31 protein-coding genes are annotated in these 25218 nt (G+C 64.5%); 22 read left to right on the forward strand and 9 right to left on the reverse strand.

Going from position 1 to position 25218, the window contains the following annotated elements:
- Positions 1-125: 125 nt before the first annotated feature.
- Entirely contained in the window at positions 126-491 is a 366-nt protein-coding gene (locus VDP79_RS11030; RefSeq protein WP_323018248.1) for a DUF2946 family protein, read from the reverse strand.
- Positions 492-564: 73 nt separating this feature from the next.
- Between VDP79_RS11030 and VDP79_RS11035 the strand changes: the two genes are divergently transcribed.
- From VDP79_RS11035 to VDP79_RS11080, 10 genes are all read left to right on the forward strand, one after another.
- Entirely contained in the window at positions 565-1551 is a 987-nt protein-coding gene (locus VDP79_RS11035; protein WP_323018249.1) for a KpsF/GutQ family sugar-phosphate isomerase, read from the forward strand.
- Positions 1551-2153 (forward strand): KdsC family phosphatase, encoded by a 603-nt coding sequence (locus tag VDP79_RS11040; protein WP_323018250.1) that lies wholly within the window; start codon positions 1551-1553, stop codon positions 2151-2153. Before VDP79_RS11035 ends, VDP79_RS11040 begins: the two co-directional genes overlap by 1 nt.
- Positions 2150-2767 carry an LPS export ABC transporter periplasmic protein LptC gene (lptC, locus tag VDP79_RS11045; RefSeq protein WP_323018251.1) on the forward strand — a complete coding sequence of 206 codons (618 nt, stop codon included), beginning with the start codon at positions 2150-2152 and terminating at the stop codon, positions 2765-2767. Before VDP79_RS11040 ends, lptC begins: the two co-directional genes overlap by 4 nt.
- On the forward strand, positions 2764-3345 hold the full coding sequence (gene lptA / locus VDP79_RS11050) for a lipopolysaccharide transport periplasmic protein LptA (protein ID WP_323018252.1): 582 nt from the start codon (positions 2764-2766) through the stop codon (positions 3343-3345). The genes lptC and lptA overlap by 4 nt, the downstream gene beginning before the upstream one ends.
- A gap of 14 nt (positions 3346-3359) precedes the next feature.
- Entirely contained in the window at positions 3360-4142 is a 783-nt protein-coding gene (gene lptB / locus VDP79_RS11055; protein ID WP_323018253.1) for an LPS export ABC transporter ATP-binding protein, read from the forward strand.
- 271 nt (positions 4143-4413) lie between these two features.
- A complete protein-coding gene (gene hpf / locus VDP79_RS11060) occupies positions 4414-4740 on the forward strand; it encodes a ribosome hibernation-promoting factor, HPF/YfiA family (RefSeq protein ID WP_323018254.1) in 327 nt (108 codons plus the stop codon).
- Between the two features lie 107 nt (positions 4741-4847).
- Positions 4848-5345, forward strand: a complete 498-nt coding sequence (locus VDP79_RS11065) for a PTS sugar transporter subunit IIA (protein WP_323018255.1) — start codon at positions 4848-4850, stop codon at positions 5343-5345.
- Positions 5317-6255 (forward strand): HPr(Ser) kinase/phosphatase, encoded by a 939-nt coding sequence (gene hprK / locus VDP79_RS11070; protein ID WP_323018256.1) that lies wholly within the window; start codon positions 5317-5319, stop codon positions 6253-6255. Before VDP79_RS11065 ends, hprK begins: the two co-directional genes overlap by 29 nt.
- 49 nt (positions 6256-6304) lie before the next feature.
- Positions 6305-7180 carry an RNase adapter RapZ gene (gene rapZ / locus VDP79_RS11075; protein ID WP_323018257.1) on the forward strand — a complete coding sequence of 292 codons (876 nt, stop codon included), beginning with the start codon at positions 6305-6307 and terminating at the stop codon, positions 7178-7180.
- Positions 7177-8157 (forward strand): septal ring lytic transglycosylase RlpA family protein, encoded by a 981-nt coding sequence (locus VDP79_RS11080; protein ID WP_323018258.1) that lies wholly within the window; start codon positions 7177-7179, stop codon positions 8155-8157. Before rapZ ends, VDP79_RS11080 begins: the two co-directional genes overlap by 4 nt.
- On the opposite strand, the gene rsmI is transcribed toward VDP79_RS11080, so the two are convergent.
- Positions 8145-9077, reverse strand: coding sequence for a 16S rRNA (cytidine(1402)-2'-O)-methyltransferase (gene rsmI, locus VDP79_RS11085; protein WP_323018259.1), 933 nt, complete (start codon positions 9075-9077; stop codon positions 8145-8147). The two genes, VDP79_RS11080 and rsmI, sit on opposite strands and share 13 nt — an antisense overlap.
- On the opposite strand from rsmI, the gene VDP79_RS11090 reads away from it, so the two are divergent.
- From VDP79_RS11090 to VDP79_RS11115, 6 genes are read left to right on the forward strand one after another with little or no spacing between them, the layout of a single operon-like run.
- Complete coding sequence (locus VDP79_RS11090; RefSeq protein WP_323018260.1) at positions 9067-9609, forward strand: YraN family protein; 543 nt, start codon at positions 9067-9069, stop codon at positions 9607-9609. The genes rsmI and VDP79_RS11090 overlap by 11 nt on opposite strands.
- A gap of 51 nt (positions 9610-9660) precedes the next feature.
- Complete coding sequence (locus VDP79_RS11095) at positions 9661-10254, forward strand: phosphoheptose isomerase (protein WP_323018261.1); 594 nt, start codon at positions 9661-9663, stop codon at positions 10252-10254.
- Positions 10254-10973, forward strand: a complete 720-nt coding sequence (locus VDP79_RS11100) for a BON domain-containing protein (RefSeq protein ID WP_323018262.1) — start codon at positions 10254-10256, stop codon at positions 10971-10973. The genes VDP79_RS11095 and VDP79_RS11100 overlap by 1 nt, the downstream gene beginning before the upstream one ends.
- Positions 10970-11467 (forward strand): TlpA disulfide reductase family protein, encoded by a 498-nt coding sequence (locus VDP79_RS11105; protein WP_323018263.1) that lies wholly within the window; start codon positions 10970-10972, stop codon positions 11465-11467. Before VDP79_RS11100 ends, VDP79_RS11105 begins: the two co-directional genes overlap by 4 nt.
- On the forward strand, positions 11464-12366 hold the full coding sequence (gene argB, locus VDP79_RS11110; RefSeq protein ID WP_323018264.1) for an acetylglutamate kinase: 903 nt from the start codon (positions 11464-11466) through the stop codon (positions 12364-12366). Before VDP79_RS11105 ends, argB begins: the two co-directional genes overlap by 4 nt.
- A 28-nt stretch (positions 12367-12394) precedes the next feature.
- Positions 12395-13144, forward strand: coding sequence for an HAD-IA family hydrolase (locus VDP79_RS11115; protein WP_323018265.1), 750 nt, complete (start codon positions 12395-12397; stop codon positions 13142-13144).
- On the opposite strand, the gene VDP79_RS11120 is transcribed toward VDP79_RS11115, so the two are convergent.
- The 4 genes from VDP79_RS11120 to gpmA all read right to left on the reverse strand — a co-directional run bounded on the left by VDP79_RS11120 (position 13074) and on the right by gpmA (position 17630).
- A complete protein-coding gene (locus tag VDP79_RS11120; protein WP_323018939.1) occupies positions 13074-13853 on the reverse strand; it encodes a molybdopterin-synthase adenylyltransferase MoeB in 780 nt (259 codons plus the stop codon). The two genes, VDP79_RS11115 and VDP79_RS11120, sit on opposite strands and share 71 nt — an antisense overlap.
- 78 nt (positions 13854-13931) lie before the next feature.
- The gene (locus VDP79_RS11125; protein ID WP_416233102.1) at positions 13932-15383 is read right to left on the reverse strand and encodes a S41 family peptidase; all 1452 of its coding nucleotides are present in this window, start codon (positions 15381-15383) and stop codon (positions 13932-13934) included.
- Between the two features lie 92 nt (positions 15384-15475).
- Entirely contained in the window at positions 15476-16876 is a 1401-nt protein-coding gene (locus tag VDP79_RS11130) for a murein hydrolase activator EnvC family protein (protein ID WP_323018267.1), read from the reverse strand.
- Position 16877: 1 nt separating this feature from the next.
- Positions 16878-17630: a 2,3-diphosphoglycerate-dependent phosphoglycerate mutase gene (gene gpmA / locus VDP79_RS11135; protein WP_323018268.1), complete on the reverse strand. Its 753-nt coding sequence runs from the start codon at positions 17628-17630 to the stop codon at positions 16878-16880.
- A gap of 90 nt (positions 17631-17720) precedes the next feature.
- Here gpmA and VDP79_RS11140 point away from each other — a divergent pair, with 90 nt between their 5' ends.
- The 4 genes from VDP79_RS11140 (at position 17721) to VDP79_RS11155 (ending at position 20059) form a co-directional block, all read left to right on the forward strand.
- Positions 17721-18131 carry a rhodanese-like domain-containing protein gene (locus tag VDP79_RS11140; protein WP_323018269.1) on the forward strand — a complete coding sequence of 137 codons (411 nt, stop codon included), beginning with the start codon at positions 17721-17723 and terminating at the stop codon, positions 18129-18131.
- Between the two features lie 14 nt (positions 18132-18145).
- Complete coding sequence (grxC, locus tag VDP79_RS11145) at positions 18146-18403, forward strand: glutaredoxin 3 (protein WP_323018270.1); 258 nt, start codon at positions 18146-18148, stop codon at positions 18401-18403.
- A gap of 41 nt (positions 18404-18444) precedes the next feature.
- Entirely contained in the window at positions 18445-18954 is a 510-nt protein-coding gene (gene secB, locus VDP79_RS11150) for a protein-export chaperone SecB (RefSeq protein ID WP_323018271.1), read from the forward strand.
- A gap of 70 nt (positions 18955-19024) precedes the next feature.
- The gene (locus VDP79_RS11155; RefSeq protein WP_323018272.1) at positions 19025-20059 is read left to right on the forward strand and encodes an NAD(P)H-dependent glycerol-3-phosphate dehydrogenase; all 1035 of its coding nucleotides are present in this window, start codon (positions 19025-19027) and stop codon (positions 20057-20059) included.
- A gap of 20 nt (positions 20060-20079) precedes the next feature.
- Here VDP79_RS11155 and VDP79_RS11160 read toward each other — a convergent pair whose 3' ends face one another.
- On the reverse strand, positions 20080-20550 hold the full coding sequence (locus tag VDP79_RS11160) for a tRNA (cytidine(34)-2'-O)-methyltransferase (RefSeq protein ID WP_323018273.1): 471 nt from the start codon (positions 20548-20550) through the stop codon (positions 20080-20082).
- Between the two features lie 99 nt (positions 20551-20649).
- The gene (locus tag VDP79_RS11165; RefSeq protein WP_323018274.1) at positions 20650-21261 is read right to left on the reverse strand and encodes a ComF family protein; all 612 of its coding nucleotides are present in this window, start codon (positions 21259-21261) and stop codon (positions 20650-20652) included.
- A gap of 184 nt (positions 21262-21445) precedes the next feature.
- Between VDP79_RS11165 and VDP79_RS11170 the strand changes: the two genes are divergently transcribed.
- Entirely contained in the window at positions 21446-22396 is a 951-nt protein-coding gene (locus tag VDP79_RS11170; RefSeq protein ID WP_323018275.1) for a methyltransferase domain-containing protein, read from the forward strand.
- On the opposite strand, the gene rimO is transcribed toward VDP79_RS11170, so the two are convergent.
- Complete coding sequence (rimO, locus tag VDP79_RS11175; protein ID WP_323018276.1) at positions 22393-23715, reverse strand: 30S ribosomal protein S12 methylthiotransferase RimO; 1323 nt, start codon at positions 23713-23715, stop codon at positions 22393-22395. The two genes, VDP79_RS11170 and rimO, sit on opposite strands and share 4 nt — an antisense overlap.
- A gap of 96 nt (positions 23716-23811) precedes the next feature.
- Between rimO and rsmB the strand changes: the two genes are divergently transcribed.
- A complete protein-coding gene (gene rsmB / locus VDP79_RS11180; RefSeq protein WP_323018277.1) occupies positions 23812-25185 on the forward strand; it encodes a 16S rRNA (cytosine(967)-C(5))-methyltransferase RsmB in 1374 nt (457 codons plus the stop codon).
- The last annotated feature ends 33 nt before the right edge of the window (positions 25186-25218 follow it).

Raw genomic sequence — 25218 nt, forward strand, 5'->3', positions numbered from 1 at the left:
CAACCTTTTCAGTATGTTGCGACAGATCATCAGACGCGGCGGCACGGATTAGCGCACCCATGATCGGTACGCGCATGCGCGGCAAAAGCCGGTCATGCCGTCCGCATCCATCAAGCAAGACAGGGTCAGATCTGCGGCGGTGCGCGGGAACCCAGTGGAGCGCCATACGGATGAGCCGCCGGCGGCGGGCCATCCGGGTGAACCAAGGTCAGGATGACGCCCAGCAGGACAGCTGGGATGACCGGCGCACCAGAAGGCAGCGGAACGCCGCCCCCATGAAAGGAGATCAGTGAGTAAGGGCAGTGATTCGCATCGAAGTGGTCCGCCGGATCACCCTGGATCGGCTCATGCGATGTCTGGGCTGGGGCGCCGCACAAGACAACCAAGGGCAATCCATCCGCAGCGCCCGCCAGATTGGGCATATAGCCCATCGGCACCAGCGCGCGCAGCACCCATGCCAGACACAGGGCCCACGCCCAGGTGAATGACAAGCGGCGACTGCATCGATAGGCCTCGGATCCCATGGACAGCAGTATAAACGTCAAGGCACAGTAAAATCGACACATGCACACCCAGCCCCAGATCACTCCGGACGCACTGCGCCACAGCGCAACGCGCACCTTCGACATCGAAATCCAGGCCCTGCAAGCCCTGCAAGGGCGCATCGACGCCCATTTCGAGCAGGCGGCGCGCCTGATCCTGGACTGTCCTGGCCGCGTGGTCGTCACCGGCATCGGCAAATCCGGCCACGTCGCCCGGAAAATCGCCGCCACCCTGGCCTCGACCGGCACGCCCGCCTTTTTCATGCATGCCGCCGAAGCCATCCATGGCGACCTGGGAATGCTGACCGGCCAGGATATTCTGCTGGCGATTTCCTACTCCGGGTCCGCCCAGGAACTGATCACCATCATTTCCGTGGCCAAGCGCATGGGTACGCGCATCATCGCCATGACCGGCCATCCCGAATCCGAACTGGCGCGCAGCGCCGACATCTCCCTGGATGCCGCCGTCGACCACGAGGCCTGCCCCTTGAATCTGGCGCCGACCGCCAGCACCACGGCGGCCCTGGTGCTGGGCGACGCGCTGGCCGTAGCCTGCCTGGAAGCCCGCGGCTTCAATCGCGACGACTTCGCCCGATCCCATCCTGGCGGGGCGCTGGGCCGCCGCCTGCTGACCTCGGTGGCCGACGTCATGCGCAGCGGCGCCGCCCTGCCGCGCGTGGCAGCCGACACGCTGATCCCCGACGCCCTGACGGAAATGTCCTCGAAAGGCATGGGCATGACCATCGTGCTGGACCAGGGCCGGCCGGTGGGTATTTTCACCGACGGCGATCTGCGCCGCATGATCGCCCAGCACGGCGACATCCGCGCGCTGCCTGTGTCCGCCGGCATGAGCCGCCACCCGCGGGACATCGCCGCCGACGCCCCCGCCATCGAGGCGGCCAGCATCATGGACGCCCACAAGCTGAATCAGATGCTGGTGCTGGACGGTGACGGGCTATTATTGGGTGCTTTGCACATGCATGACCTTCTGGCTGCCAAGGTGATCTGATGAACGAACTGCCCGGTTTTTCCCACCCCGCTGAAGCCCAGATCCTGGCCCGCACCAGCGCCGAGGTCCGCGAGCGCGCCCGTGCGGTGCGCATGATGATCTTCGATGTGGACGGCATCCTGACGGACGGCAGCTTGTGGTACGGCGAACACGGCGAAGCCGTCAAACCCTTCAATGCGCTGGACGGCCACGGATTGCGCCTGCTGCGCGAACAAGGCATCCGCGTTGCCTGGGTCAGCGGCCGCAAAAGCGCCATCACCGCCCGCCGCGCGGCCGAACTGGGCATCTCGCCAGTGCTGCAGGGCATCCACGACAAGATCACCACAGTAGAAGACCTGGCCCGCGAAGCGGGTCTGGGGCTGGACGCTGTAGGCTATATGGGCGACGACATCATCGACCTGCCCGTGCTGCAGCGCGTAGGCTTTGCCGCCAGCGTACCCAACGCCCCATTCTACGTCAGCCAGGCGGCGCACTGGGTCGCTGGTCTGCCTGGCGGACGGGGCGCCGTGCGCGAATGCTGTGACTTGGTGCTGGCCGCCCAGGGGCGTCTGGGGGCTTGCTTTACCGCATCTCTGTCCACGCTGGGCGGCGCCATCCAATGAAGGAACGGCTACCCGGCTTGGTCGCGGTCCTGCTGCTGGGCCTGCTGGTGCTGGGCACCTGGTGGGCCTCGGACTACGCCCTGCGGTCGATCGAGATCGATCCGCCCCGGCGGATCACGCACGAACGCGATTCCTGGGCCAGCGCCTTTGTCATGCTGCGCACCGACCCCAAAGGACATGCCATCAATCGTCTGGAAGGCAGCGCCATGGAGCACTTTCCCGACACGGACAGCTACGAGATCACCGCCCCCAAAGCCACCGGTCATCAAGCGAATTCCCCGATCACTGTCGGGACCGCCAAAATGGGCACTCTGGATCAGCACGGCGAACGCATCATCCTGAACGGCGATGCACACCTGCAGCGCCTGCCCGATAGCGATCACCAGCTGCTGGACGTGCGCAGCGAACAGCTGACCATCGAACCCAACCAGGACCTGGTCTACACCGACCGGCCGGCGCTGGTCGTCAACGGCCACTCCACCATGCGCGGCCAAGGGATGCGCTACGATAACCGCACCCGCCAGCTGACGGTCAAGGCCGCCAGCGACGTCAAGATTTCCGGCGAAGATCAGGCGGCCCGCAATACCGGACCCAACAAGACCAAACAACCATGAAAACCTTGCCCCTCGCCCTGTTTGCCGCACTGGTCGGCTCTTGCCTGGCCCTGTCCGCGCAAGCAGCCCCCGCCCAGGCTAAAGCCGCCGAGCCCGACACGATCATTCTGTCCGATACGCTGCACTATGACGACATCAGCAAAGTCAGCACCTTCACCGGCAATGTGGTCCTGACCCGAGGCGCCATGACCTTGCGCGCCGACAAGCTCGTCACCCGCGAAGACGCGCAGGGCAATCAGTTCGGCACGGCCACTGCCGGCAAGGGCGGCGCCGTCACCATCCGCCAGGAAAATCCGGCCAAATTCGAAACGCTGATCGCGACCGGCCAGCAGGCGGACTATGCCGGGCAATCCGGCGACATCACCCTGACCGGCCAGGCCACCGTCACCCGGCAAATTTGCGGTCAGTCCTTTGACAATGTGCGCGGCGCCCGCATCATCTACCACGAAAAAACCGGCACCTACGAAGCCTTCGGCGGCCAGAATTCCGCCGCTGCCGGCGGGCGCGTCCGATCCCTGGCGCAACCTCAGTCCCGCGTCGACCAGGCCATCGCCAAATGCCGGGCAGGACGCTCGTAACCGCATCACGCCTCATGTCTGCCACTACACATCCCACGCCAGAACCCGCCCGCAGCAGCGGCTGCCTCCAGGCCATCGGCCTGGGCAAGACCTTTGGCCGCCGCGCCGTGGTCCAGGACGTTTCCCTGTCCGTCGGCAGCGGCGAGGTCGTCGGCCTGCTGGGCCCCAACGGGGCCGGCAAGACCACCAGCTTTTACATGATCGTCGGCCTGATCCCGGCCGACACCGGCCGCATTGCCATCGATCACCATGATGTCACCGGCGTGCCCATGCACCGCCGCGCTCAGCTGGGGCTGTCGTACCTGCCTCAGGATGCCTCGGTCTTTCGCCGCCTGACGGTCGAGCAGAACATCCGGGCCGTGCTGGAACTGCAACGTGACCCGCAAGGTCATCCGCTGCCGGGTCATGCCATCGAAGAACGGCTGGAATCCCTGATCGACGAACTACAGATCGAACACATCCGCCGCAATATGGCGCTGTCGCTATCCGGCGGGGAACGCCGCCGGGTGGAGATCGCCCGCGCCCTGGCGACCCATCCCCGCTTCATTCTGCTGGACGAACCCTTTGCCGGGGTCGATCCCATCGCCGTGATCGAAATCCAGCGCATCGTGCAGTTCCTGCGCGGGCGCAATATCGGCGTGCTGATCACCGACCACAACGTGCGCGAAACCCTGGGCATCTGTGATCGCGCCTATATCATCAGCGAAGGCCGGGTGCTGACCAGCGGCCACCCCAACGAGATCGTCGACAACGAAGCCGTGCGCCAAGTCTATCTGGGCAAGAATTTCCGGATGTAGGCTGCCCTGGCCCTCAGGGGACCCGGCAGCTTGTTTACCAGCCGACCCAAAAACAAATCGCCCCTGCATGCAGGGGCGATTTTCATGTGCGCGGCCAGACATTGCCCGCCAGCGAATCCATCTATCTTACCTTTTTTCACCCCTCTTGCTGTCTTTTTGCCAACCGGTACACTGGACCTGTCATCAATCTGTCAGAAAAGGAGCCCCCTTCCCCTCACTCCCGGTTCTTTTACAGAACCACCCCTGTTTTTTTCCGCAAGGAGCCTGCACTATGAGCCTGACAATCACCGGTCGTCATCTGGAAATCACCCCAGCCATCCGCGAATACGTCCACACCAAGACCGCTCGCGTCCTGCGGCACTTCGATCAGGTCATCGATACCCAGGTCATGCTCTCGATCGAACCGCTCAAACACACGGCTGAAATCACCATGCGTCTGCGCGGCAAGGATCTGCATTGCGCAGCCTCGGATGACAATCTGTACGCGGCCATCGACCTGCTGGTCGACAAAGTCGACCGCCAGGTGATCAAATACAAATCCAAGGCTCAGACATACGCCCATGAACCACCAAAGCGCCAGGAAATCCACGCTGAATAAGCCTTCCTACCGCTTGGCCGCAATCGGCCGCCACTGACTCATGGCCTCGCAGCGTTGCTCCGGGGCCATGTTGATATCCAGAGGCATCTGACACCTATAATGTCGTCATGAACCTCAGCTCCCGCATTCTGCCACCGGGCAATATCGTCCTGGATCTGGCGGCGACCAGCAAGAAACGTGCCTTCGAGCACGCCGGCCTGCTGTTTGAAAACAATCAGGGCGTGGCCCGCATGTCCGTCTTTCATAGCCTGCTGGCACGCGAGCGCCTGGGATCGACAGCCCTCGGTCACGACGTCGCCATCCCTCACGGCCGTCTGAAAGACCTGCGCGAACCGCATGCCGCCTTCATCCGGCTGGCCAATCCGATCCGTTTCGACGCCAATGACGGGCGCACCGCGCGCCTGTTGTTTTTCCTGTTGATGCCCGAAGCCGCCACCCAGACCCATCTGGATCTGCTGGCCGGCATCGCTCGCCTGCTGTCCGATGTTCAGGTGCGCCAGACGCTGGCCCAGTCCACCGACCCGCAGCAGATCCATCAACTTATTCTGAACGGTGCTGACCACCAGCCGACTGAACATGCTGACCATTCAAGAGCTGATTCGTGACAACGCCGACAAGATCAGCTTCACCTGGCTAGCCGGGCAGGACGCCGCCGCCGAGCGCGCCATCCCGGACACCCGGGAGGCCGCTGCCGATCTGGTCGGCCACCTGAACCTGATCCACCCCAGCCGCATCCAGGTATTTGGCGCCGAAGAAATCTCCTACTACCGCCACCTGGATATCAAGCGCCGCCGCCACCACCTGGAAGATCTCGTCGCAGGCGGCGTCCCGGCCATCGTCCTGGCCGGCAGCACCGAAGCCCCCGACGATCTGCAGGCCTTCTGCCAGGAACAGGCGATCCCGCTGGTGGGCACCCCCGTCGACGCCGCCCACCTGATCGATCTGTTGCGCATCTATCTGGGCAAGCGCATCGCCCCCAAAACCACGGTGCATGGTGTCTTCATGGACGTGCTGGGCCTGGGGGTGCTGATCACCGGCGAATCCGGCCTGGGGAAAAGCGAACTGGCCCTGGAACTGATTTCCCGCGGCCACGGCCTGGTGGCCGACGACGCAGTCGAACTGTCCCGCACCGCGCCCAATTTCGTCGAAGGCCAATGCCCCTCGCTGCTGCAGAACCTGCTTGAAGTCCGCGGCCTGGGTTTGCTGGACATCCGCACGATCTTTGGCGAAACATCCGTGCGGCGCAAGATGAAGATCAAGCTCATCGTGCATCTGGTGCGCATGACGCCGGATAATTTCGAGCGTCTGCCCATGCAGGACGAATACCAGGACATCCTGGGCATCCCCATCCGCCGCGTCATGCTGCAGGTGGCCGCCGGCCGCAACCTGGCCGTGCTGGTCGAGGCCGCTGTGCGCAACACTATCCTCAGTCTGCGCGGCATCGATACCATGGGCGAATTCATCGAACGCCAGGCCCTGGCCATCATGGAAAGCACCCGGGAAAAACGCCCGTGACTCACTGTATTTTTTCTTGCATCGACGGCGCAGGCCGACAAGGCGCACCATGCTGAACATCGTTCTCATCACAGGCATTTCAGGATCCGGCAAGTCCGTGGCCTTGCGCATGCTGGAGGACACCGGCTACATCTGCATCGACAATCTGCCTGTCCGCTTCCTGCACGACTTTATCGCCAGCACCCAGGATAGCGGCCTGGAACGGGTGGCGGTCGCCATCGACGTGCGCACCCCCGGCGATCTGGACGAACTGCCCGGCATCCTGACCAGCCTGCGGGCCATGGGCACGGCGCTGCACGTCATTTTTCTGGATGCCGACGACCATACCCTGATGCAGCGGTATTCCGAATCCCGGCGCCGGCACCCCCTGACCGACCGGATGCAGCACGAAGGGCTGGACGCCTCGCTGCAGGGCTGCATCAGCCGCGAACGCGATCTGCTGGCGCCCTTGCGCCACCAGGAACACGTCATCGACACGTCCGACCTGACGCCAGGCCAGCTGCGCAGCTGGGTGCGCGACCTGGTACAGGTCGATCGGGCCTCGGTCATCCTGACCTTTGAATCCTTTGCCTACAAACGCGGCGTCCCGCATGACGCCGACCTGGTCTTTGACGTGCGCTGCCTGCCCAACCCGCACTACGACCCCGACTTGCGCCCCCTGACCGGGCGCGACGCACCAGTGGCCGCCTGGCTGGCCCAATTCGGCAGCGTTGACGCCATGATCGAAGATATTTCCGGCTTTATCCGCAAATGGCTGCCGCTCTACATGCAGGACACGCGCAATTACCTGACAGTGGCCATCGGCTGCACGGGCGGGCAGCACCGCTCGGTCTACGTCACCGAGCAGCTGGCGCGGCGCTTTGCCGACCATTCGCCCTTATTGGTGCGCCACCGTAATCCCATGCTGCATACGCCGACGCCATGACCACAACCACCCTGACCATTCCGCCCGCATGCCCCTCGCAGCCGCCCCGGCCATCATTCGGGCGCGCCCTGATGATCAGCGGGCTGTGTCTCCTGATGGCAGTGCTGGCAGGCTGCGCCTCACGATCAGGCGGCTACTACAAGGACGACGGCCCGGGCGACCGCGTCCCCGCCGACATCGCGTCGATCCCCGACGCCGTGCCGCGCCTCGAACGGCACGCGCCTGCCAATTTTCGGCCCTATGAAGTCTTCGGCGTGCGCTACATCCCCATCAGCGAAGACCAACCCTATCGCCAAGAAGGCATCGCCTCGTGGTATGGACGAAAATTCCATGGGGAGAAGACCGCCAATGGCGAAACCTATGATATGTATGCCATGACGGCCGCCCACCCGACCCTGCCGATTCCCAGCTACGCCCAGGTGACCAGCCAGGTCAACGGGCGCTCTGTCGTCGTGCGCATCAATGATCGCGGCCCCTTTCATCCAGGACGCATCATCGATCTGTCTTACGTCGCCGCCGCCAAGCTGGGCCTGATCGGCCCCGGTAGCGGACGCGTGCTCGTCCAGGCCATCACCAACGCTGACATCCGCGCGGGCCGCACGCCGGGCGCACCCTTGATGGCCTCAGCCAGCCCGGTGGCCGAACCCATCCAGCCGCAAGCCAGCCTCGTCAGCGCGCCCCCAGCGCCTGCCCCCGCGCCTGCGCCCGCCGCCATGACGGCGACGACGGCCACAGGCGGCGGCATTTATCTGCAATTCGGCGCCTTTTCCTCGTTGGACAATGCACAGGCCCTGGCTCAGCGCGTCAACGCACAGATGGATGGGTCTCTGGGCCAGGTATCCGTCAGCCACCAGCCGCCGCTCTACAAGGTGCGCATGGGACCCTTCCCATCCCGCGATCAGGCGCACCAGACAGCCAGCGCGTTGTCCGCCTCTGCGGGGATGAACCCGGTCATCGCCCTGGATCAGGGCTTGTGACGCAAGGCCCAGGCATACAGGTGATCACGCGGCAGCCCTGTCGCCGCCGCCCCCACCCGCGCCGCATCGCGCACGGATAACTCGGCCAGCAGCGCCTCCATCAACCGCTGCTGATCGGCGGACAGATCGTCTTCCGATGTCTCTTGGACGGCGACAGGCGCATGCAGCACCAGCACGAACTCGCCCTGACTGCGGTGGGAGTCTTCGGCCAGCCAATCCAGCACTTGCCCCACAGGCAAGGTGTGGATCTCCTCGAAGCGCTTGCTGAGTTCCCGGGCCAGCGTCAGCAGCCGATCCGGAGCGGCCAGCGCACACAAATCGGTCAAGGCCGCCTGCAGGCGATGCGGCGTCTCGAACAACACCACCGGCACAGGCCAGTTCAGCCAGCGGCCCAGCCATTTACGCCGCGCCTGGGGCTTGGAAGGCATGAAGCCGGCAAACGCAAAACCTGGCTCGTCGTCACGCGTCGCGCCGCTGGCCATCAGGGCGGTGATCACGGCGCTGGGGCCCGGCAAGGGCATGACCCGATAGCCCGCTGCCTGCACCTGGCGCACGATGCGGGCGCCGGGATCGCTGACGGCCGGCGCGCCGGCATCGGATACCAGCGCAATCCGCTGCCCCTGCGATAAGCGCTGCACGATGGTCTCGGCCGCTTGTTGCTCGTTGTGCCGATGCGCCGACAGCAAGGGGGTGGCGATTCCCCAGGCATCCAGCAGCGTCCGGCTGGTGCGCGTGTCTTCCGCCGCGATGGCATCACAGCGTCGCAAGGCCTCCCAGGCCCGCAGGCTGAGATCGCCCAGATTGCCGATAGGGGTGGCCACCACGTACAGGCAGGCGGGCGGCCAGGTCTGCTCCGCCACTTGCTGTGCGTGACGTTTCCATGTCAGCGCCCCTTCATCCAGACCATCCATGTCCGCCATACTGAATACCTTATTTCCAGAATATTTCCGCACCATGTCGGCCGACCCATACATCCGGGCCCAAGAAGCCCAGCGCCTGGCCCGACGCCGGCGCCGACGAACCCGACGCGGTAGCGCCAGCCCGACGGCCAGCCTGGCAGCGCCGGACAGCGCCTGTATCGCCGGGGGGTCGCCCACGCAACAACAAGGACACGCGGCTGAAACCTTGGCCGCACGGCATCTGAACGCCCTGGGGTTATTGATCCTGGCCCGTAACTTGCGCTGCCGTGCGGGTGAAATCGACCTGGCAGCCCGACACGGGCCTGCTCTGGTCTTCATCGAGGTGCGGCAGCGGCGCGACCAGCACCACGGAGGCGCCGCCGCCAGTGTAAACCGGGCGAAGCAGACCCGCCTGATCCGCGCCGCCCGCTACTTTCTGCCCACCCTGACCCGCCTGCATTTCGAGGGTCGTCAGCCCCCCTGCCGCTTTGACGTCATCGGCATCGAAGATGCCCGGATCGACTGGATAAGGGATGCTTTCCGAATGGAATAATGGTTACGTCCGCCCTCGCCCATCGCGCGCGCTCATGCGATAATCGCCTGCATGGATATGACCTCCCGCATGACGTCGCACTTCGATGATGCCGTCGATACTTTCAAAACCAGCGCCCGCGAACTGGCCCCTGCCCTGGCGGCCGGAGTCGACCTGCTCTTTGGCGCTCTGACGAACAACGCCCGCATCCTGGCCTGCGGCAACGGCGGGTCTGCTGCCGACGCCCAGCATTTCGTGGCGGAACTGGTCGGCCGCTTCGAGCGCGACCGCCTGCCGCTGGCGGGTATCGCCCTGAACACCGATACCTCGATCATGACGGCGGTCGGCAACGACTACAGCTTCGCTTCCATCTTCGAACGCCAGGTCAATGCGCTGGGGCAACCCGGCGATGTGCTGGTCGCCATTTCCACCAGCGGCAATTCGCCCAATGTGATCAAGGCCATCGAAGCCGCCCACGAACGCGAAATGCAGGTCATCGCCCTATCCGGCAAGGGCGGCGGCCAGATCAATTCTCTGCTCTACGAAACCGACATCCATCTGTGCGTCCCGCATGATCGCACCATGCGCATCCAGGAAGTCCATATCCTGCTGCTGCATGCGCTGTGTGACGGCATCGACGCTTTGCTCCTGGGAGACCCCCTCTGATGACCCTGTCCAATCGCCTGTCCTTCACCCGTTCTCTGGCTCGTTGCCTGCTTGGCCTGGCCGGCCTGTCAGCCTTATCCGGATGCGGCCTGCTGATCGTCGGCGGCACAGCGGCCACGACAGCCCTGGTCGCGACGGATCGCCGCACCGCCGGCGAACAGGTAGACGACCAGACCATCGAACTGCGGGTCTCCAGCGAAATGAACAAGGCCTTTGGCGACAAAGCCCGCTTGACCGGCACATCCTACGCCGGCCGGCTGCTGCTGATAGGCGACGTCCCCACCGAAGCCGACCGCCAGCAAGCCGTCAGCATCGCCCGCACCATCCCCAAGGTCCATTCCGTCGATAACTACATCCGCGTGGGCGACCTGACGGCGCTCAGTGTGCGCACCAACGACACCTGGATCACCTCAAAGGTCAAAAGCCAACTGACGACCACCGAAAATGTGCCCTTCCGCACAATCAAGGTCACCACCGAACGCGGCGTCGTCTATCTGATGGGCAAGGTCACCGCCGCCGAAGGCGAACTGTCCGCCAAGGTCGCCTCCGGCATCACGGGCGTCAACAAAGTCGTAAAATTGTTCCAGATCGTGTCGCGGGAAAGCCTGATCACGGACCCTGACAAGCCCGCTCCCGTCACGGATTCCAGTTCCCCCAGCGCGACTGCCACGCCGACTGCGGCTGATGGCGGGGGCGCACAACCTATGCCCGTGCAATGAAAAAACTGATTCTCGGCCTGGCTGCGGTGATCGCCATCGGCGGCGCCGCCGCGCTCTGGCAACTGCAAGGCGGCGCTCAGGCGGCGCCCGATGTCGCATTCACCGACCTGCAAGGCCAAACCGTCACGACGCAAGACCTGCGCGGCAAAGTCGTGCTGGTGAAATTCTGGGCGACCAGCTGCACCACCTGCATCGCGCAGATGCCCGACACCATCCGCCATTACCAAGACCTCAAATCCCGGGGCTTCGACACGATCGGCGTGGCCATGCAGTACGACCCGCCCAATTACGTCAAGAACTACGCTGAAACCCGCCAACTGCCCTTCCCGGTCGTCATCGACGCCCAGGGCAAACTCGCTCAGGCATTCGGCGACGTACGCCTGACCCCGACGGCCTTCCTGATCGACAAGCAAGGCAACATCATCAAACGCTATCTGGGCAATTACGACGAACAGGCCTTTCTGGCCACGGTAGAAAAGGCGCTGGCTTCATGAATACGCTGACGGACACCGCCTCGGCGCTCTCGGCCACCATCAAGGCCGAAGTCCTCTCCGAGGCCCTGCCCTACATCCGCCGTTTCCACGGCAAGACGGTCGTCATCAAGTACGGCGGCAACGCCATGACCGACGAACACCTGCAGCGCACCTTCGCACACGACGTGGTGCTGCTGAAACTGGTCGGCCTGAACCCGATCGTGGTGCACGGCGGCGGGCCGCAGATCAACAGCGCCCTGAAACGCATCGGCAAAGAAGGCACCTTCATCCAGGGCATGCGCGTCACCGACGCCGAAACCATGGAAGTCGTCGAATGGGTGTTGGGCGGCCAGGTGCAGCAGGACATCGTCATGATGGTCAACGAGGCAGGCGGCAAGGCCGTAGGCCTGACCGGCAAGGATGGCTGCATGATCCAGGCGCGTAAAAAACTGATGGCCGACCCGGACCACCCCGGCGAAATGCTGGACATCGGTTTTGTGGGCGACATCGAACGCATCGAACCTGCCGTGGTCAAGGCCCTGCAGGACGATCAGTTCATCCCCATCATTTCGTCCATCGGCTATGGCGAAGACGGCCAGGCCTACAACATCAACGCCGACGTGGTCGCCGGCAAGATGGCCGAGGTGCTCGGGGCGGAAAAACTGGTCATGCTGACCAATACCCCCGGCGTGCTGGACAAAAACGGCGAACTGCTGCGCAGCCTGTCGGCCCAGACCATCGATACGCTGTTCCAGGACGGTACGCTGTCAGGCGGCATGCTGCCGAAAATATCGTCTGCCCTGGATGCCGCCCGGTTCGGCGTGAATTCGGTGCACATCATCGATGGCCGGGTGCCACACTGCCTGCTGCTGGAAATCCTGACCGACCGCGGGGTCGGCACCATGATCAGTTCGCACTGATGACGGCGCGCAGCGCCAACCGCGCGACATGACCCCATTACGCGCCCCCAGCCCGCTGCGGCGGGGGCGTCCTGTCCGGCCTGACGATCCGATCTGGCTGTTCGACCTGGACAATACCCTGCACGACGCCTCGCATGCCATTTTCGGCATGATCGACCAGCGCATGGGCGCCGCCGTCGCCCAGGCGCTGGATCTGCCGGACGATCAGGCGGACGCGCTGCGGCGGCGTTACTGGAAACGCTATGGCGCCACTGCCATCGGGATGGCCCGCCACCACCATGTCAATCTACGGCAATTTCTGGCCAGCTGCCATGATTTCGATGTAGCCCCATTGGTGCGGGCGGAAACCGGCCTGAAGGCCCGGCTGCGCAACCTGCCGGGCACCCGTATCGTGCTGACCAATGCGCCGGCGCACTACGCCCGCCGTGTGCTCAAAGCGCTGGGCGTGCTGCAGGAATTCGACGGCCTATGGGCCATCGACCACATGATGCCCATGGGACTGCCGCGCCCCAAGCCTTCCCTGGGACTGATGCGCCAGATCGTCGCCCGCCTGGGCGCGCCGGCGCACCGGATCATCCTGGTCGAAGATACGCTGCGCAATCTGAAATCCGCACGTCAGGCCGGTCTGGGCACCGCCTATCTGTACCACCCCGGCACGCCGTTTGCACGGCAGCAGCATGGTCGCGACCTGTACGTGGACGTGCGCGTCAATCGCCTGAGCACCTTGCTGCTGCAGGCGCACGCCGGGCGCATACCGGGCAGCCGGGATCACGCCTGAAACGGATCGTATGCCACTGCATGCGCAGGGCGTCGACCGATAGCAGCCGTCCCACCAAAGGTTCGCCCATGCCGGTGATCAGTTTGATCGCTTCAGCGGCCTGAACGCTGCCCACCATGCCGACCAGCGGCCCCAGGACGCCGGTGGTGGCGCAGCGCAGTTCTTCCACGTCATCGGCTTCGGGAAACAGGCAGTGATAACAGGGCGACGCGTCATCACGCAGATCGTAGACGCTGATCTGGCCGGAAAACTTGATGGCCGCTCCGGATACCAGAGGGACACGATTGGCCACACACGCCCGGTTGATGGCGTGCCGAGTGGCAAAATTATCGCTGCAATCCAGCACCAGATCGACCTGGGCGCTCAGTTCGCGCAAACGCGCTTCGTCCAGGCGCTCGACCAGCGCCTGCACCTGGATATCGGGATTCAAGGCCAGCAGGGCATCGCGGCCGGATTCGGCCTTGGGCCGTCCCAGCCCGGCCATCGTATGCAGAATCTGGCGCTGCAGATTGCTGAGTTCGACAGCATCGTCATCCACCAGCAGCAGATGTCCGACTCCGGCTGCCGCCAGATACAGAGCGGCGGGAGAACCCAGACCGCCCGCCCCCAGGATCAGCACCCGGGCGGCCAGCAGGCGTTCCTGGCCCTCGATGCCCAGCTCATCCAGCAGGATGTGCCGGGCGTAGCGCATCAGTTGCGCATCGCCCAGCGTGACCGGCCCCTGGGTCATTGGGTCTTGATCAGCCCTTCGGGGGTGATCCGATAGCGATCCACCTCGCCCGAGCCCTCATTCAGGGTTTTTTTTTTCAGCAGCCGCCGGTTTGGCCGCCGATGCCGCAGCAGGTTTTGCAGCCTGCGTCTTATCCGCCGCCTGCGCCTGGCGCACCAGGGCAGGATCGGATTTCAGCACCGGGCGGCCCTGCAGCGCATTGATGGCCTGCTGCAGCTGCCAATCGTCGGCGCCGCCGAACTCGAACATCTTGATTTCACCCTCGACGAAATCACCGTCTTCGTCCTGGTCCGCCAGCGGCGTCGCCTGGCTGGTGGTCAGGTGGTGCTGCAGATCGACTTCGCGTTGCATGCGAAACAGATTGCCGGCCGCGCTGTCGTCGACGACATGGTCCGGCGCCACTCCGGTATTCTGGATGGAACGGCCGCTGGGCGTGTAATAACGGGCGGTGGTCAGCTTGATCCCGGTGTCCTTGCTGAGCTGCAGCACCGATTGCACGGAGCCCTTGCCGAACGTGCGGTTGCCGATGATCTGGGCGCGCTTGTAGTCCTGCAGGGCGCCCGCCACGATTTCCGATGCCGATGCCGAACCGACATTGACCAGGACGACCATGGGAATCGTGCGCGTCCAGGACGGCAGGCTGACCCCGGCATCGACGCCGTGGTTGCTGGTCAGGGATCGTGCGTAGAATTCCTCGTTGGACGAAGGAATACGGCCCTTGGTGGATACCACCAGCTTGCCGGAATCCACGAATGCCGACGTCACGCCGATGGCGCCATCCAGCAGGCCGCCCGGATCGTTGCGCAGATCCAGGATCAGCCCCTTGGGCGCCTGTTTTTTCGACAGATCGGCCAGCATCTTGACCAGATCGGCCGTTGTGCGGTCCTGGAACTGGCTGACGCGTACATAGGCAATGTCATGCGCCAGCATCTTGCCCCGCACGCTGCGGGTCTTGATCATCTCGCGCACGATATGAAATTTCAGGGGCTTGGGGCTGCCGGCGCGCTCAATGGTCAGATCGATGGGGGTGCCGGGTTCGCCGCGCATTTTCTTGACCGCATCGTTCAGGGACATGCCTTTGGTCGGCTCGCCATTGATCTGCGTGATCAAGTCGCCGGTCAGGATACCGGCGCGAGCGGCCGGCGTGTCCTCGATCGGTGCGATGACCTTGGGCATGCCTTCCTGGGTGCCGATTTCGATGCCCAGGCCGCCGAAACCGCCGCGGGTGATGTCCTGCATCTGCTTATAGGCTTCTTCGTCCAGATAGACGGAATGCGGGTCCAGGTCGGAGAACAGGCCCTTGATGGCATCATCCATCAGCACCTGATCGGCCACGGGCTCTACATAGCTGGACTTGATGGCGCCATAGACGTTGGCGAACTGCTGCAGGCTTTTAAGCGGCAGAGGTTCGCCTTTCTGGGCAGCGGCAGTGATGCCCAGGCTGACCAGGACACCCCCCAGAAAACCCGCCACGATCCAGCCCAACGTTCGATTCTTTCGCATGCCCATGCACGTTCCCTAAACAAATGCCCTGCTCGAATATCCTGCCCACATGCCGCACGACACAATGCGCACGCGCCAAACTCAACATAGTACAGAAATTAAGGCTGCAACCATAGTTGGGGATTGATCGGCGCCCCCTGGTGGCGCAGCTCAAAGTACAAGCCTGGTTCGACCTGCCCCCCCGTGGCGCCGACACGGGCGATCACATCCCCCGCCGCCACCACATCGCCGACCTGCTTCAACAGGGCCTGAGCATAGCCATAGATGCTGAGATACTGTTGACCGTGGTCGATGATGATCAGATTGCCGAAACCGCTGAGCCAATGCGCATACACCACCCGCCCGGGAGCAACAGCATGCGCCGGCGTGCCAACCGCCGCGCGCAGCACAATGCCGCGCCACACACCGCCCTCGGGGCGCTGCATGCCGAACCGCCCCTGCACCTCGCCCGCCACTGGCCGCGGCAGGTTTTTATGCAGCCCTGAAAACCCCTTGTCGGGCATGAGCCGGCCCACGTCCTCGGCAGGTTCGGCGGCTGCCGGCGGCACGGGCCGCGCTGTATCCGCCGAGGCGGCCTGTTCCTCGGCAGACAGCCCGGAACCGGCGGATTCCCGCACGTGGCGTTCTGCTTGCTCGCGCACCTGCTGCGCCTGCCGGGCAGCCTGTTCCTGCTGCGCTTTCAGCCGCTGCTGTTCGCGCTGCGCCCGTTCCGCTTGTTCCTTGGCATGGCGTTCAGCGGCCGCCTTGAGCGCCGCCTGGCGGCGGGCTTCGGCACGGACGATTTCGGCATCCAGCGACTCAATCAAGGACCCCAGCCGCGCATCCCTGGCCTGCAGATCCTTGGCTTGCGAGTGCTCGTCTTTCAAGCGGGCCTGAATCTGGGCCAGCACTTCGTGGCGCTGCGCCTGCTGCGCCTGCAATGCCTGCTTCTGAACCTGTGTGTCGGCGACCAGCGCGTCGAGTTCCTGCTGGCTCTCATCTGCCTGCTGCTGCAATTCGGCCAGCCGCACCACCGTCGCCCGCAGCGTCTTCAAGGTCTGGGTCCGGGCCCGCGAGACATAGGCCAGATAAGCCAATTCCCGGCCGATGTCCTGGGGGTCCTTGCCCGACAACAGCGCAGTCCAGGGTGACAGACCGCTGGCGTATTGGGCACGCAGTTGGTCGGCCAAGGCCTGGCGCTGCCGATCAAATTCAGCAGTCTGTTGCTGATGCGCCGTCTGCAGCCGCGCCAGCGTACCGGTCAGGGTCTTGTGGCGCTGATCCAGATCCGCCAGCTTGCGGCTGATGTCGGAGATCGCCTGCTCGGAATCCTTAAGAGCAAGCGTGGCATCCTGACGCGCAGATTCCGTCGATCCAATGCGTTTTTGCAGCGCATCGATCCGGTCGCGCAAGGCCTGACGGTCTTCACGGGCCTGCGTCTGGCGGACCTGCAAAGAAGATTGCGCCTGAGCGCAGACCACCGCCAGGCACAGGCACAACCCCAGACCGATACGTCGCATATCAGGCCTGTTGCGCCTTGCCCTGATTGGCCACCGCCTGCATGGCGGCCCGGATCTGATCCTCGTCGCCCAGATAGTAATGGCGCAAGGGCCGCAGTTCGTCGTCCAGTTCGTAGACCAGCGGCTGGCCAGTGGGGATGTTCAAACTGATGATGTCTTCATCGGACACACCGTCCAGGTGCTTAATCAAGGCCCTCAGGCTGTTGCCGTGGGCGGAAATCAACACACGCCGCCCGGAACGGATGGCAGGCGCGATGGAATCGTTCCAGAACGGCACGACGCGGTCCACCGTATCGCGCAAACATTCCGTCGCTGGCAGCTGATCGGCCGGCACGCGTTGGTAGCGGGCATCGAACCGCGGGTGGCGGGGGTCGTCATCGGCCAAGGGATTGGGCGCGATGTCGTAGGCCCGGCGCCACTGCAGCACCTGCGCATCACCGTATTTGGCAGCGGTCTCCGCCTTGTTCAGGCCTTGCAGGGCGCCGTAGTGCCGTTCGTTCAGGCGCCAACTCAGCCCGATCGGCGTATGCATGGCATCCATGGCGTCCAAGGCGATCCAGAGCGTGCGAATGGCGCGTTTCAGGACGGAAGAAAAAGCCAAGTCAAACACATAACCCTGCTCACGCAGCAGTTCACCTGCTTGCCGCGCCTGGGTTCTGCCTGTATCGGTCAGGTCCACATCGGTCCAGCCGGTAAAGCGGTTTTCGAGATTCCATTGGCTTTCGCCATGACGCATGAGGACCAGTTTGTGCATGATCGGTTAACCTGAGAAGTTGAAAACTGCGGACCATTTTATAATCCCTCAGCATACAATTTCCCCTCGACCGCTGTTACAGGAAGCACTGTGGACTTTTTACTCAGTCAAAACAACCTCTGGATCCTGCTTATCGCCCTGGCATCCGGGGCCATGCTGCTGTGGCCCGGCCTGGCCAAAGGACGCTCCAACGCACGCATCCCTCTGGCCGATGCCATCCAGCACATCAATCGCGATCAAGGCGTGTTCGTGGACATCCGTCCGTCCGAACAATTCAAGGCAGGCCACATCCCCCAAGCCCGCAACATCACCCTGGATACGCTGGATGCCCACATCGGCACCTTGCCCCAGGACAAACCCGTCGTCATCGTCGACGCCCATGGGCGCGAGGGCGCCCGCGCCGTGGCGCAGCTGCGCAAACACGGTTTTACCCAGGCATTCTGTCTGGATGGCGGCTTGAACGCCTGGACCGAAGGCGGCATGCCCCTGAAAAAATCCTGACCGAGTCTTCCCCAATGGCCCAAGTCACCATGTACTGCACGACCGTGTGTCCTTACTGCACACGCGCCGAGATGCTGTTGAAACAGCGCGGCGTCCAGAATATTCACAAAATCTATGTGGACCGGGACCCGGACCAGCGTTCCATCATGATGGAACGCACCGGCCGGCGCACCGTGCCGCAAATCTACATCGACGAACGCCACATCGGCGGCTTCGATGACCTATCCGCGCTGGATCGCGCCGACGGCCTGCTGCCGCTGCTGCAAGCCTGACTCTGTTCCCGCCCCCTCACCCCTCTTGCACGGAAATCTCCATGTCTGAAGAAAATCAAACCGAAAACGGCCAGGCCCCCAGCTTTGGGCTGCAACGCACCTACATCAAAGACCTGTCTCTGGAAATGCCCAATGCGCCGGGCATCTTTCTGGAACAGGAAGGCCCGACCGTCGAGGTCTCCATCCAGGTCGGCGGCCAGCAACTGGCAGAATCCGTGTTCGAAGCCGTGGTCACGGCCACGGTGACCACCCGCATCGGCGACAAGGTCCTGTACCTGGTCGAGCTCAGCCAGGCCGGCATCTTCGAAGCCTCCAACATCCCTGCCGATCAGCTCGATCCGCTCCTGGGCATCGTCTGCCCGACCATGCTCTACCCCTATCTGCGGGCCAATGTGGCCGACACCATCACGCGCACCTCGCTGCCGCCGCTGCACCTCAGCGAGATGAACTTCCAGGCCTTGTACGAACAACGCGTGGCTCAGCAACAAGGCGGCGACCAAGCGCAGGGCGAAGACTCCGGTCTGATCCTGCCCCCAGGCGCCCGCAACTAAGCAGACAGGCCCGGCATCGGCAGCGCACCACTTGCCTATCCGGGCCATCGCCTTTCACCAGACCCGCCATATGTCATCCGTTCGGCTATCCGTCTTGGGCGCCGGCAGTTGGGGCACCGCGCTGGCCGCACTGGCCAGCCTGCGCAGCGACACCCTGCTGTGGGCCCGCGATACCGAGACAATCCACGCCATCCAGCAGACCCGCCGCAATCCGCGCTATCTGCCGGGCATCGATTTGCCTGCCGCTCTGGCAGCCACTGATGACTGGTCGGCAGCGCTGGCTCACGTGCTGCAAGGGCCGGACGACGCCACCCGGCTGATCGTGCTGGGCGTCCCCATGGCGGGGCTGGAGAATCTGTGTCGCCGGCTGGCCAGCGACCTGCCCGCCCAGGTGCGCACCCCTATCCATCTGCTCTGGACCTGCAAGGGCATCAGCCCCGACACCCAGCAATGGCCGCATCAGATCGTCAGCGCCGCGCTGCCCCACGCCCCCTGGCTGCAAGCCGGCGTCCTGTCCGGCCCTTCGTTCGCGCGTGAAGTCGCCCGGGGCCTGCCGGTCGCTCTGACCGTCGCCAGCACCCAGGCTCAGACCGGGCAAGCCGCACAAGCCGCCTTTCATGGCACCCAGGCCCGCATCTACACGACCCGCGACATCATCGGCGTCGAAGTCGGCGGGGCGCTGAAAAACGTCATGGCCATCGCCTGCGGCATCAGCGACGGGCTGCAACTGGGCACCAATGCCCGAGCGGCGCTGATCACCCGAGGGCTGGCGGAAATCCAGCGCCTGGGCGTCACGCTGGGCGGGCGCGCGGAAACCTTTACTGGTCTGACAGGTCTGGGCGATCTGGTGCTGACCGCTACAGGCGATCTGTCGCGCAATCGTCAGGTCGGCATTGCGCTTGGCCAAGGCCAGTCGCTGGATACGATCCTGGCCAGCGGCATGACCGCCGAAGGCGTGCGCTGCGCCCGCGCGGCGCTGGCCCTGGGAGCGCGCCACGAAATCGAACTGCCCATCACCGAAGCCGTGTGCCAGGTGTTGTTCGAAGGCCTGCCCCCGCGCCAAGCCGTCGCGGCATTGCTGGCCCGCGAAGCGCGGTCGGAATAAGCCGGCCCCCTAGAGGACCATCACACGCCGCCGGCATAGCCGGATTGCCGCCAGGCCTCGAATACCGTCACCGCGACGGCATTGGACAGGTTCAGGCTACGCTGCTGCGGGCGCATCGGCAGGCGAATGCGCTGCTCCATGGGAAAAACAGCCAACTGTTCGGCAGACAGGCCGGCGGTTTCCCGGCCAAAGACAAACACATCACCGGGCTGCAACGCCCGTTCGCCGATCAGCACCGACCCATGCGTCGTCAAGGCGAAGCGGCGGGCAGGATCCCCGCCGATGGCATCCAGCGCCTGCGTCAGGCTGTCATGCACCCGCATGTCCGCCCACTCGTGATAGTCCAGCCCCGCCCGGCGCATGCGGGCATCGTCCAGCGGAAACCCCAAAGGGCGCACCAGATGCAGAAAGGTCCCGGCATTGGCGGTCAGCCGGATGATATTGCCCGTATTGGGCGGAATTTCGGGTTCGACGAGGACGACGTGAAACATGGCGATAGAGGAGATCCGCTGCGCAGCAGGCGCATATACGGATCCGATTGTAAAACGCGCCACGGCCGCCGCCCGAAAGACCTGCTCGTCCCCTGACCGTCACAGCCCGGGGGGAAGCGCGCGGTGCACGGCGCGGGCGAGAACCCAGCCTTCCACCCGATCAACACCAGCGGCCTTCAGCGCCATAGAGACCGCCTGCATCGTCGCGCCGGTTGTCAGCACGTCGTCCACGACGGCGACCCGCGCGCCGGCCAACTGCCCCGCCTGACCGCAGGCATACAGACCGGCCTGGGCGTGCAAGCGGTCGGCGCGTCCCAGCAGCGCTTGTTTCCTGCCGTCCTGCACACGTTGCACGCCGGTCAGCCGGTACCTCAACCCCAGCCGCAGCGCCAGCAGGCGGGCGACCTCGGCTGGCGGGCTGAAACCCCGCTGACGCAGCGCCTGACGCCGTGCAGGCACCGGCACGATCCAATCAGGGCGGTTTGCCGGCACGGCATCACGCACGGCGCGGGCCAGCTGATCGGCCAGCACCTGAGCCAAAGACACGCGACAACGGACCTTGTAATCCTGGATCAGATCCCGTCCCAGGCCCTGATAGTCAAATGCCGCAATGATCCGCTCATAGGCCGGGACTTCGGGCGGGCAATCAGGACACAGGCCCGCCGTCAAAGGATGCACGCATACAGGGCAGCGAGAACGAGCTGGATCCATCGCCAGCGCCCCTGTACAGGCCTCGCACAGACCCTGCCCCAGCATTCGTCGCCCGCACCCCGGGCATTCAGCCGGTAGCCAGTCGCGCCAGGCTGTGAGATGCCGCATAATGTCACCTTCCTTTCCGCCAGTGCGCTCCATCACATCACAGTATCGGGCGCGGCGGCACCGGCCTTGATCCTTTATGCCACAGCTTCCCCGCCTGCCCATCGACCCAGCCGCCGTATCGCGACAATTCGCCCGGCGCGCGCCTCTGGACGCCCCGCAGTTTCTGTTTGGCGAAATCGCCCAACGCATGCTGCGCCGCCTGAGCTACATCCGGATCGATCCACACGATATTCTCGACGCCGGCTGCGGGGCGGCGCACGCCCTGGACCCATTGCGCGCCCGCTACCCGAACCTGCATTACATCGGCCAGGACAACTGCGCGGCGCTGCTGGATACGGCCCGCGAGCGCTTCCTGAGCAAACCGGGTTTCTGGCACCGCCTGCGCAACAAACCCACACCTCAGCCTGAATTCCTGCAAACGGACCTGGCCGAATCCGGACTGCCCGGCGAAAGCCTGGACCTGGTGTGGTCGAATCTGGCCTTGCACTGGCACCCGGAACCGCATCTGGTGTTGCAGGAATGGCGCCGGATCCTGCGCAACGACGCCCTGGCCATGTATTCCAGCCTGGGACCGGGGTCATTGCGCGAGCTGCGCGATGCCGCCGCCGAGGCCGGTCTGGACACCCAGCCCATGGAATTCGTGGACATGCACGATTTCGGCGATCTGATGCTGCAGGTCGGCTTCGCCGACCCTGTGATGGATCAGGAAATCATCACCCTGACTTACAAAACCGCCGACAAGCTGCTGGATGACGTGCACATACTGGGCGGCAACCCCCACACGCAGCGGCGGCCAGGGCTGGCGGGCCGCGCCTGGCGCGACCGACTGATCCAGGCGCTGGAGCGCCGCCGCCACCAGGACGGCACCATTCATCTCAGTCTGGAAGTCGCCTACGGCCATGCCTGGCGGGCAGCCGCCCGGCGCGGCGTGATCGGCGAACTGCCCGTCACGGTCTTCAAACGCGCCCAGCCCCTGGAAGACGGCAAGCCGCCGCCCAGGGTCGTGCCGCGCAAACCGGACGCTTAAACCGGCGCCCCGTACAGGTCGTATTCGTCGGCATCTTCGATGCGGACCTGAATCAAGTCGCCAGGGGCGCGGCCCGCGGCATTGCGCAGCAGCACGCTGCCGTCGATTTCCGGGGCATCGGCCATGGATCGGGCGGTAGCGCCGCCTTGATCATCGACCTCGTCCACCAGCACCGTCAGGGTCTGCCCGACCTTGGCTGCCAGACGCTGCGTGGAAATCGCCTGCTGATGCGCCATGAAGCGTTCCCAGCGTTCTGCCTTGACCTCGTCGGGCACCGGATCGGCCAGCTCATTGGCCTTGGCGCCCTCTACCGGGGAATACTGGAAACAGCCGACCCGATCCAGCTGCGCCTCGCTCATCCAGTCCAGCAGGTATTGGAAATCTTCTTCCGTTTCTCCCGGGAAGCCCACGATGAACGTGGAACGCAGCGTCATGTCCGGACAGGTTTCACGCCACTGGCGGATGCGCGCCAGGGTGCGGTCTTCAAAGGCAGGGCGCTTCATGGCTTTCAGGATGCGCGGACTGGCGTGCTGGAAGGGAATATCCAGGTACGGCAGGATGCGGCCCTCGGCCATCAGGGGGATCAGCTCGTCCACGTGAGGGTACGGGTAGACATAGTGCATGCGCACCCAGACGCCGAATTCACCCAGGGCCTGAGCCAGCTCGGTCAGGCGGGTCTTGACCGGCCGCCCATCCCAGAAGCCCGTGCGGTATTTGACATCCACGCCGTAGGCGCTGGTGTCCTGGGAAATCACCAGCAGTTCCTTGACGCCTGCATCCACCAGGCGGCGGGCCTCGCCCAGCACATCGCCGATCGGCCGGCTGACCAAGCGCCCGCGCATGGATGGAATGATGCAGAAACTGCAGTTGTGGTTGCAGCCTTCGGAGATTTTCAGGTAGGCATAGTGGCGCGGCGTCAGGCGGATGCCCTGGGGCGGCACCAGATCCACGTAAGGATCATGCGCGCGGTCATGCGGGGCGGCGTCGTGTACCGCCCGCACTACTTGTTCATACTGTTGCGGGCCGGTCACCGCCAGCACCGCCGGATGCACGGTGCGGATCATGTCGGCCTCGACGCCCAGGCAGCCGGTCACGATGACCTTGCCGTTTTCAGCAATGGCCTCGCCGATGGCGTCCAGCGATTCGGCCTTGGCGCTGTCGATGAAGCCGCAGGTATTGACCACCACTACGTCCGCGCCATCATAATTGGCGCTGATGGTGTAGCCATCCATACGCAGCTGGGTCAGAATTCGTTCTGAATCGACCAGGGCCTTGGGGCAGCCTAGGCTGACGAAACCGACACGGGGGGATAGGCTCATGAAATCCTCGAGGTGCAGAGCAAACCCTTGATTTTAATGAATTGGTGCTACAGTCCCCAAAAATCGCCTCTGATCTGCAGAATTCAGTCTCCCATCGTGCCAGAATCACCACACGCCCCTCTCGCTTCCCCCGACTCACCGCCTCGAACCGGCATCGCCCTGTCGCAGCAGCTGCTGGCGGCCGCCCAGGCCATACGCGGCGTGCTGACCGGCCAGTCGCTGTCCGAAGCCCTGGATCAAACACCGCCCGCGCTGCGTCCGGCGGCCCAGGCGCTGTCCTTTCACGCCATGCGCCAACTGGGTTTCGTCCAGACGGCGCGCGCGCTGTTGGCGCCCCGCCGACCGCCCGACCGTCTGACCGAGGCCTTGCTGCTGCTGGGCCTGAGCCTGCTGGAAGCAAGCTTGCGCCAGGCCGATGGCGCCCCCCTGATTCCCGGCACACCGATCTATACCGAACATACCCTGGTGCACCAGCTGGTGCAGGCGGCGCAATCCGACCGCCACACGCGCCCTGCAAAAAACCTGATCAATGCGGTCCTGCGCCGTTACGGACGGGAAAGGGCGCTGCTGCTGCCGCAGATCCTGAGCAAACCGCTGGCCCGCTGGAATCACCCTGACTGGTGGGTCGGCGCCCTGCAGCAAGCCTGGCCGCAGGACTGGGCAGCCATCCTGCAGGCTGCCGACCAGCCCCCGCCCATGACGCTGCGAACCAACGTCCGCCAGATATCCCGCGACGAGCTGCTGACACAACTGCGGCAGGCCGGCATCATCGCCACGCCGGTCGGATCCGCCGGCCTGATCCTGGACCGCCCGCTGCCCGTGCGCGACATTCCGGGCTTTGCCGACGGCAGATGGTCAGTGCAGGATGCCTCCGCCCAGCGGGCAGGCGAACTGCTGCCCCTGCAAGACGGCATGCGGGTGCTGGACGCCTGTGCAGCGCCGGGCGGCAAGACCGCCCACCTGCTGGAACGCCACACCCTGGCCTTGACTGCGCTGGACAGCGATGAACGCCGCCTGGCGCGGGTTGCCGACAACCTGCAGCGCCTGCGCCTGTCGTCGGACACCGTGCAGCTACGCTGCGCCGATGCCGCCGCCCCCGCCGACTGGTGGGACGGCCAGCCCTACGACGCCATTCTGGCCGACGTCCCCTGCACGGCATCCGGTGTCGTGCGCCGCCACCCGGACATCCGCTGGCTGCGCCGCGCCGAAGACGTGACCCGCACCGCTGCGCTGCAAGCCAGCATCGTCGACGCTTTGTGGCCGCTGCTGAAGCCTGGCGGCCATCTGCTGTATGCCACCTGCTCGATCTTCCCCCAGGAAGGCGAATCCCAGGTCCAGTCCTTCCTGGTTCGTCATGGCAACGCGCAGCGCCTGCCTGCCCCCGGACAGATTCTGCCGGGCGGAACGGACCACGGCGACGGATTTTTCTATGCCCTGATCCGCAAGCAGACATCCGCCGCCATCGGGTAGAAACTGCTCCAGCGACAAGGCGACGCATCACCT

Origin of the sequence: Castellaniella sp., assembly GCF_034675905.1 — a bacterium.
Lineage (GTDB): Bacteria > Pseudomonadota > Gammaproteobacteria > Burkholderiales > Burkholderiaceae_B > Castellaniella.

Bases quoted from the DNA above. Each gene is read 5' to 3' on its own strand.
- VDP79_RS11035 (WP_323018249.1), top strand. From the start codon at position 565: ATGCACACCCAGCCCCAGATCACTCCGGACGCACTGCGCCACAGCGCA.
- VDP79_RS11040 (WP_323018250.1), top strand. From the start codon at position 1,551: ATGAACGAACTGCCCGGTTTTTCCCACCCCGCTGAAGCCCAGATCCTG.
- lptC (WP_323018251.1), top strand. From the start codon at position 2,150: ATGAAGGAACGGCTACCCGGCTTGGTCGCGGTCCTGCTGCTGGGCCTG.
- lptA (WP_323018252.1), top strand. From the start codon at position 2,764: ATGAAAACCTTGCCCCTCGCCCTGTTTGCCGCACTGGTCGGCTCTTGC.
- lptB (WP_323018253.1), top strand. From the start codon at position 3,360: ATGTCTGCCACTACACATCCCACGCCAGAACCCGCCCGCAGCAGCGGC.
- hpf (WP_323018254.1), top strand. From the start codon at position 4,414: ATGAGCCTGACAATCACCGGTCGTCATCTGGAAATCACCCCAGCCATC.
- VDP79_RS11065 (WP_323018255.1), top strand. From the start codon at position 4,848: ATGAACCTCAGCTCCCGCATTCTGCCACCGGGCAATATCGTCCTGGAT.
- hprK (WP_323018256.1), top strand. From the start codon at position 5,317: ATGCTGACCATTCAAGAGCTGATTCGTGACAACGCCGACAAGATCAGC.
- rapZ (WP_323018257.1), top strand. From the start codon at position 6,305: ATGCTGAACATCGTTCTCATCACAGGCATTTCAGGATCCGGCAAGTCC.
- VDP79_RS11080 (WP_323018258.1), top strand. From the start codon at position 7,177: ATGACCACAACCACCCTGACCATTCCGCCCGCATGCCCCTCGCAGCCG.
- VDP79_RS11090 (WP_323018260.1), top strand. From the start codon at position 9,067: ATGTCCGCCATACTGAATACCTTATTTCCAGAATATTTCCGCACCATG.
- rsmI (WP_323018259.1), bottom strand. From the start codon at position 9,077: ATGGCGGACATGGATGGTCTGGATGAAGGGGCGCTGACATGGAAACGT.
- VDP79_RS11095 (WP_323018261.1), top strand. From the start codon at position 9,661: ATGGATATGACCTCCCGCATGACGTCGCACTTCGATGATGCCGTCGAT.
- VDP79_RS11100 (WP_323018262.1), top strand. From the start codon at position 10,254: ATGACCCTGTCCAATCGCCTGTCCTTCACCCGTTCTCTGGCTCGTTGC.
- VDP79_RS11105 (WP_323018263.1), top strand. From the start codon at position 10,970: ATGAAAAAACTGATTCTCGGCCTGGCTGCGGTGATCGCCATCGGCGGC.
- argB (WP_323018264.1), top strand. From the start codon at position 11,464: ATGAATACGCTGACGGACACCGCCTCGGCGCTCTCGGCCACCATCAAG.
- VDP79_RS11115 (WP_323018265.1), top strand. From the start codon at position 12,395: ATGACCCCATTACGCGCCCCCAGCCCGCTGCGGCGGGGGCGTCCTGTC.
- VDP79_RS11125 (WP_416233102.1), bottom strand. From the start codon at position 15,383: ATGGGCATGCGAAAGAATCGAACGTTGGGCTGGATCGTGGCGGGTTTT.
- VDP79_RS11130 (WP_323018267.1), bottom strand. From the start codon at position 16,876: ATGCGACGTATCGGTCTGGGGTTGTGCCTGTGCCTGGCGGTGGTCTGC.
- gpmA (WP_323018268.1), bottom strand. From the start codon at position 17,630: ATGCACAAACTGGTCCTCATGCGTCATGGCGAAAGCCAATGGAATCTC.
- grxC (WP_323018270.1), top strand. From the start codon at position 18,146: ATGGCCCAAGTCACCATGTACTGCACGACCGTGTGTCCTTACTGCACA.
- secB (WP_323018271.1), top strand. From the start codon at position 18,445: ATGTCTGAAGAAAATCAAACCGAAAACGGCCAGGCCCCCAGCTTTGGG.
- VDP79_RS11155 (WP_323018272.1), top strand. From the start codon at position 19,025: ATGTCATCCGTTCGGCTATCCGTCTTGGGCGCCGGCAGTTGGGGCACC.
- VDP79_RS11160 (WP_323018273.1), bottom strand. From the start codon at position 20,550: ATGTTTCACGTCGTCCTCGTCGAACCCGAAATTCCGCCCAATACGGGC.
- VDP79_RS11165 (WP_323018274.1), bottom strand. From the start codon at position 21,261: ATGGATCCAGCTCGTTCTCGCTGCCCTGTATGCGTGCATCCTTTGACG.
- VDP79_RS11170 (WP_323018275.1), top strand. From the start codon at position 21,446: ATGCCACAGCTTCCCCGCCTGCCCATCGACCCAGCCGCCGTATCGCGA.
- rimO (WP_323018276.1), bottom strand. From the start codon at position 23,715: ATGAGCCTATCCCCCCGTGTCGGTTTCGTCAGCCTAGGCTGCCCCAAG.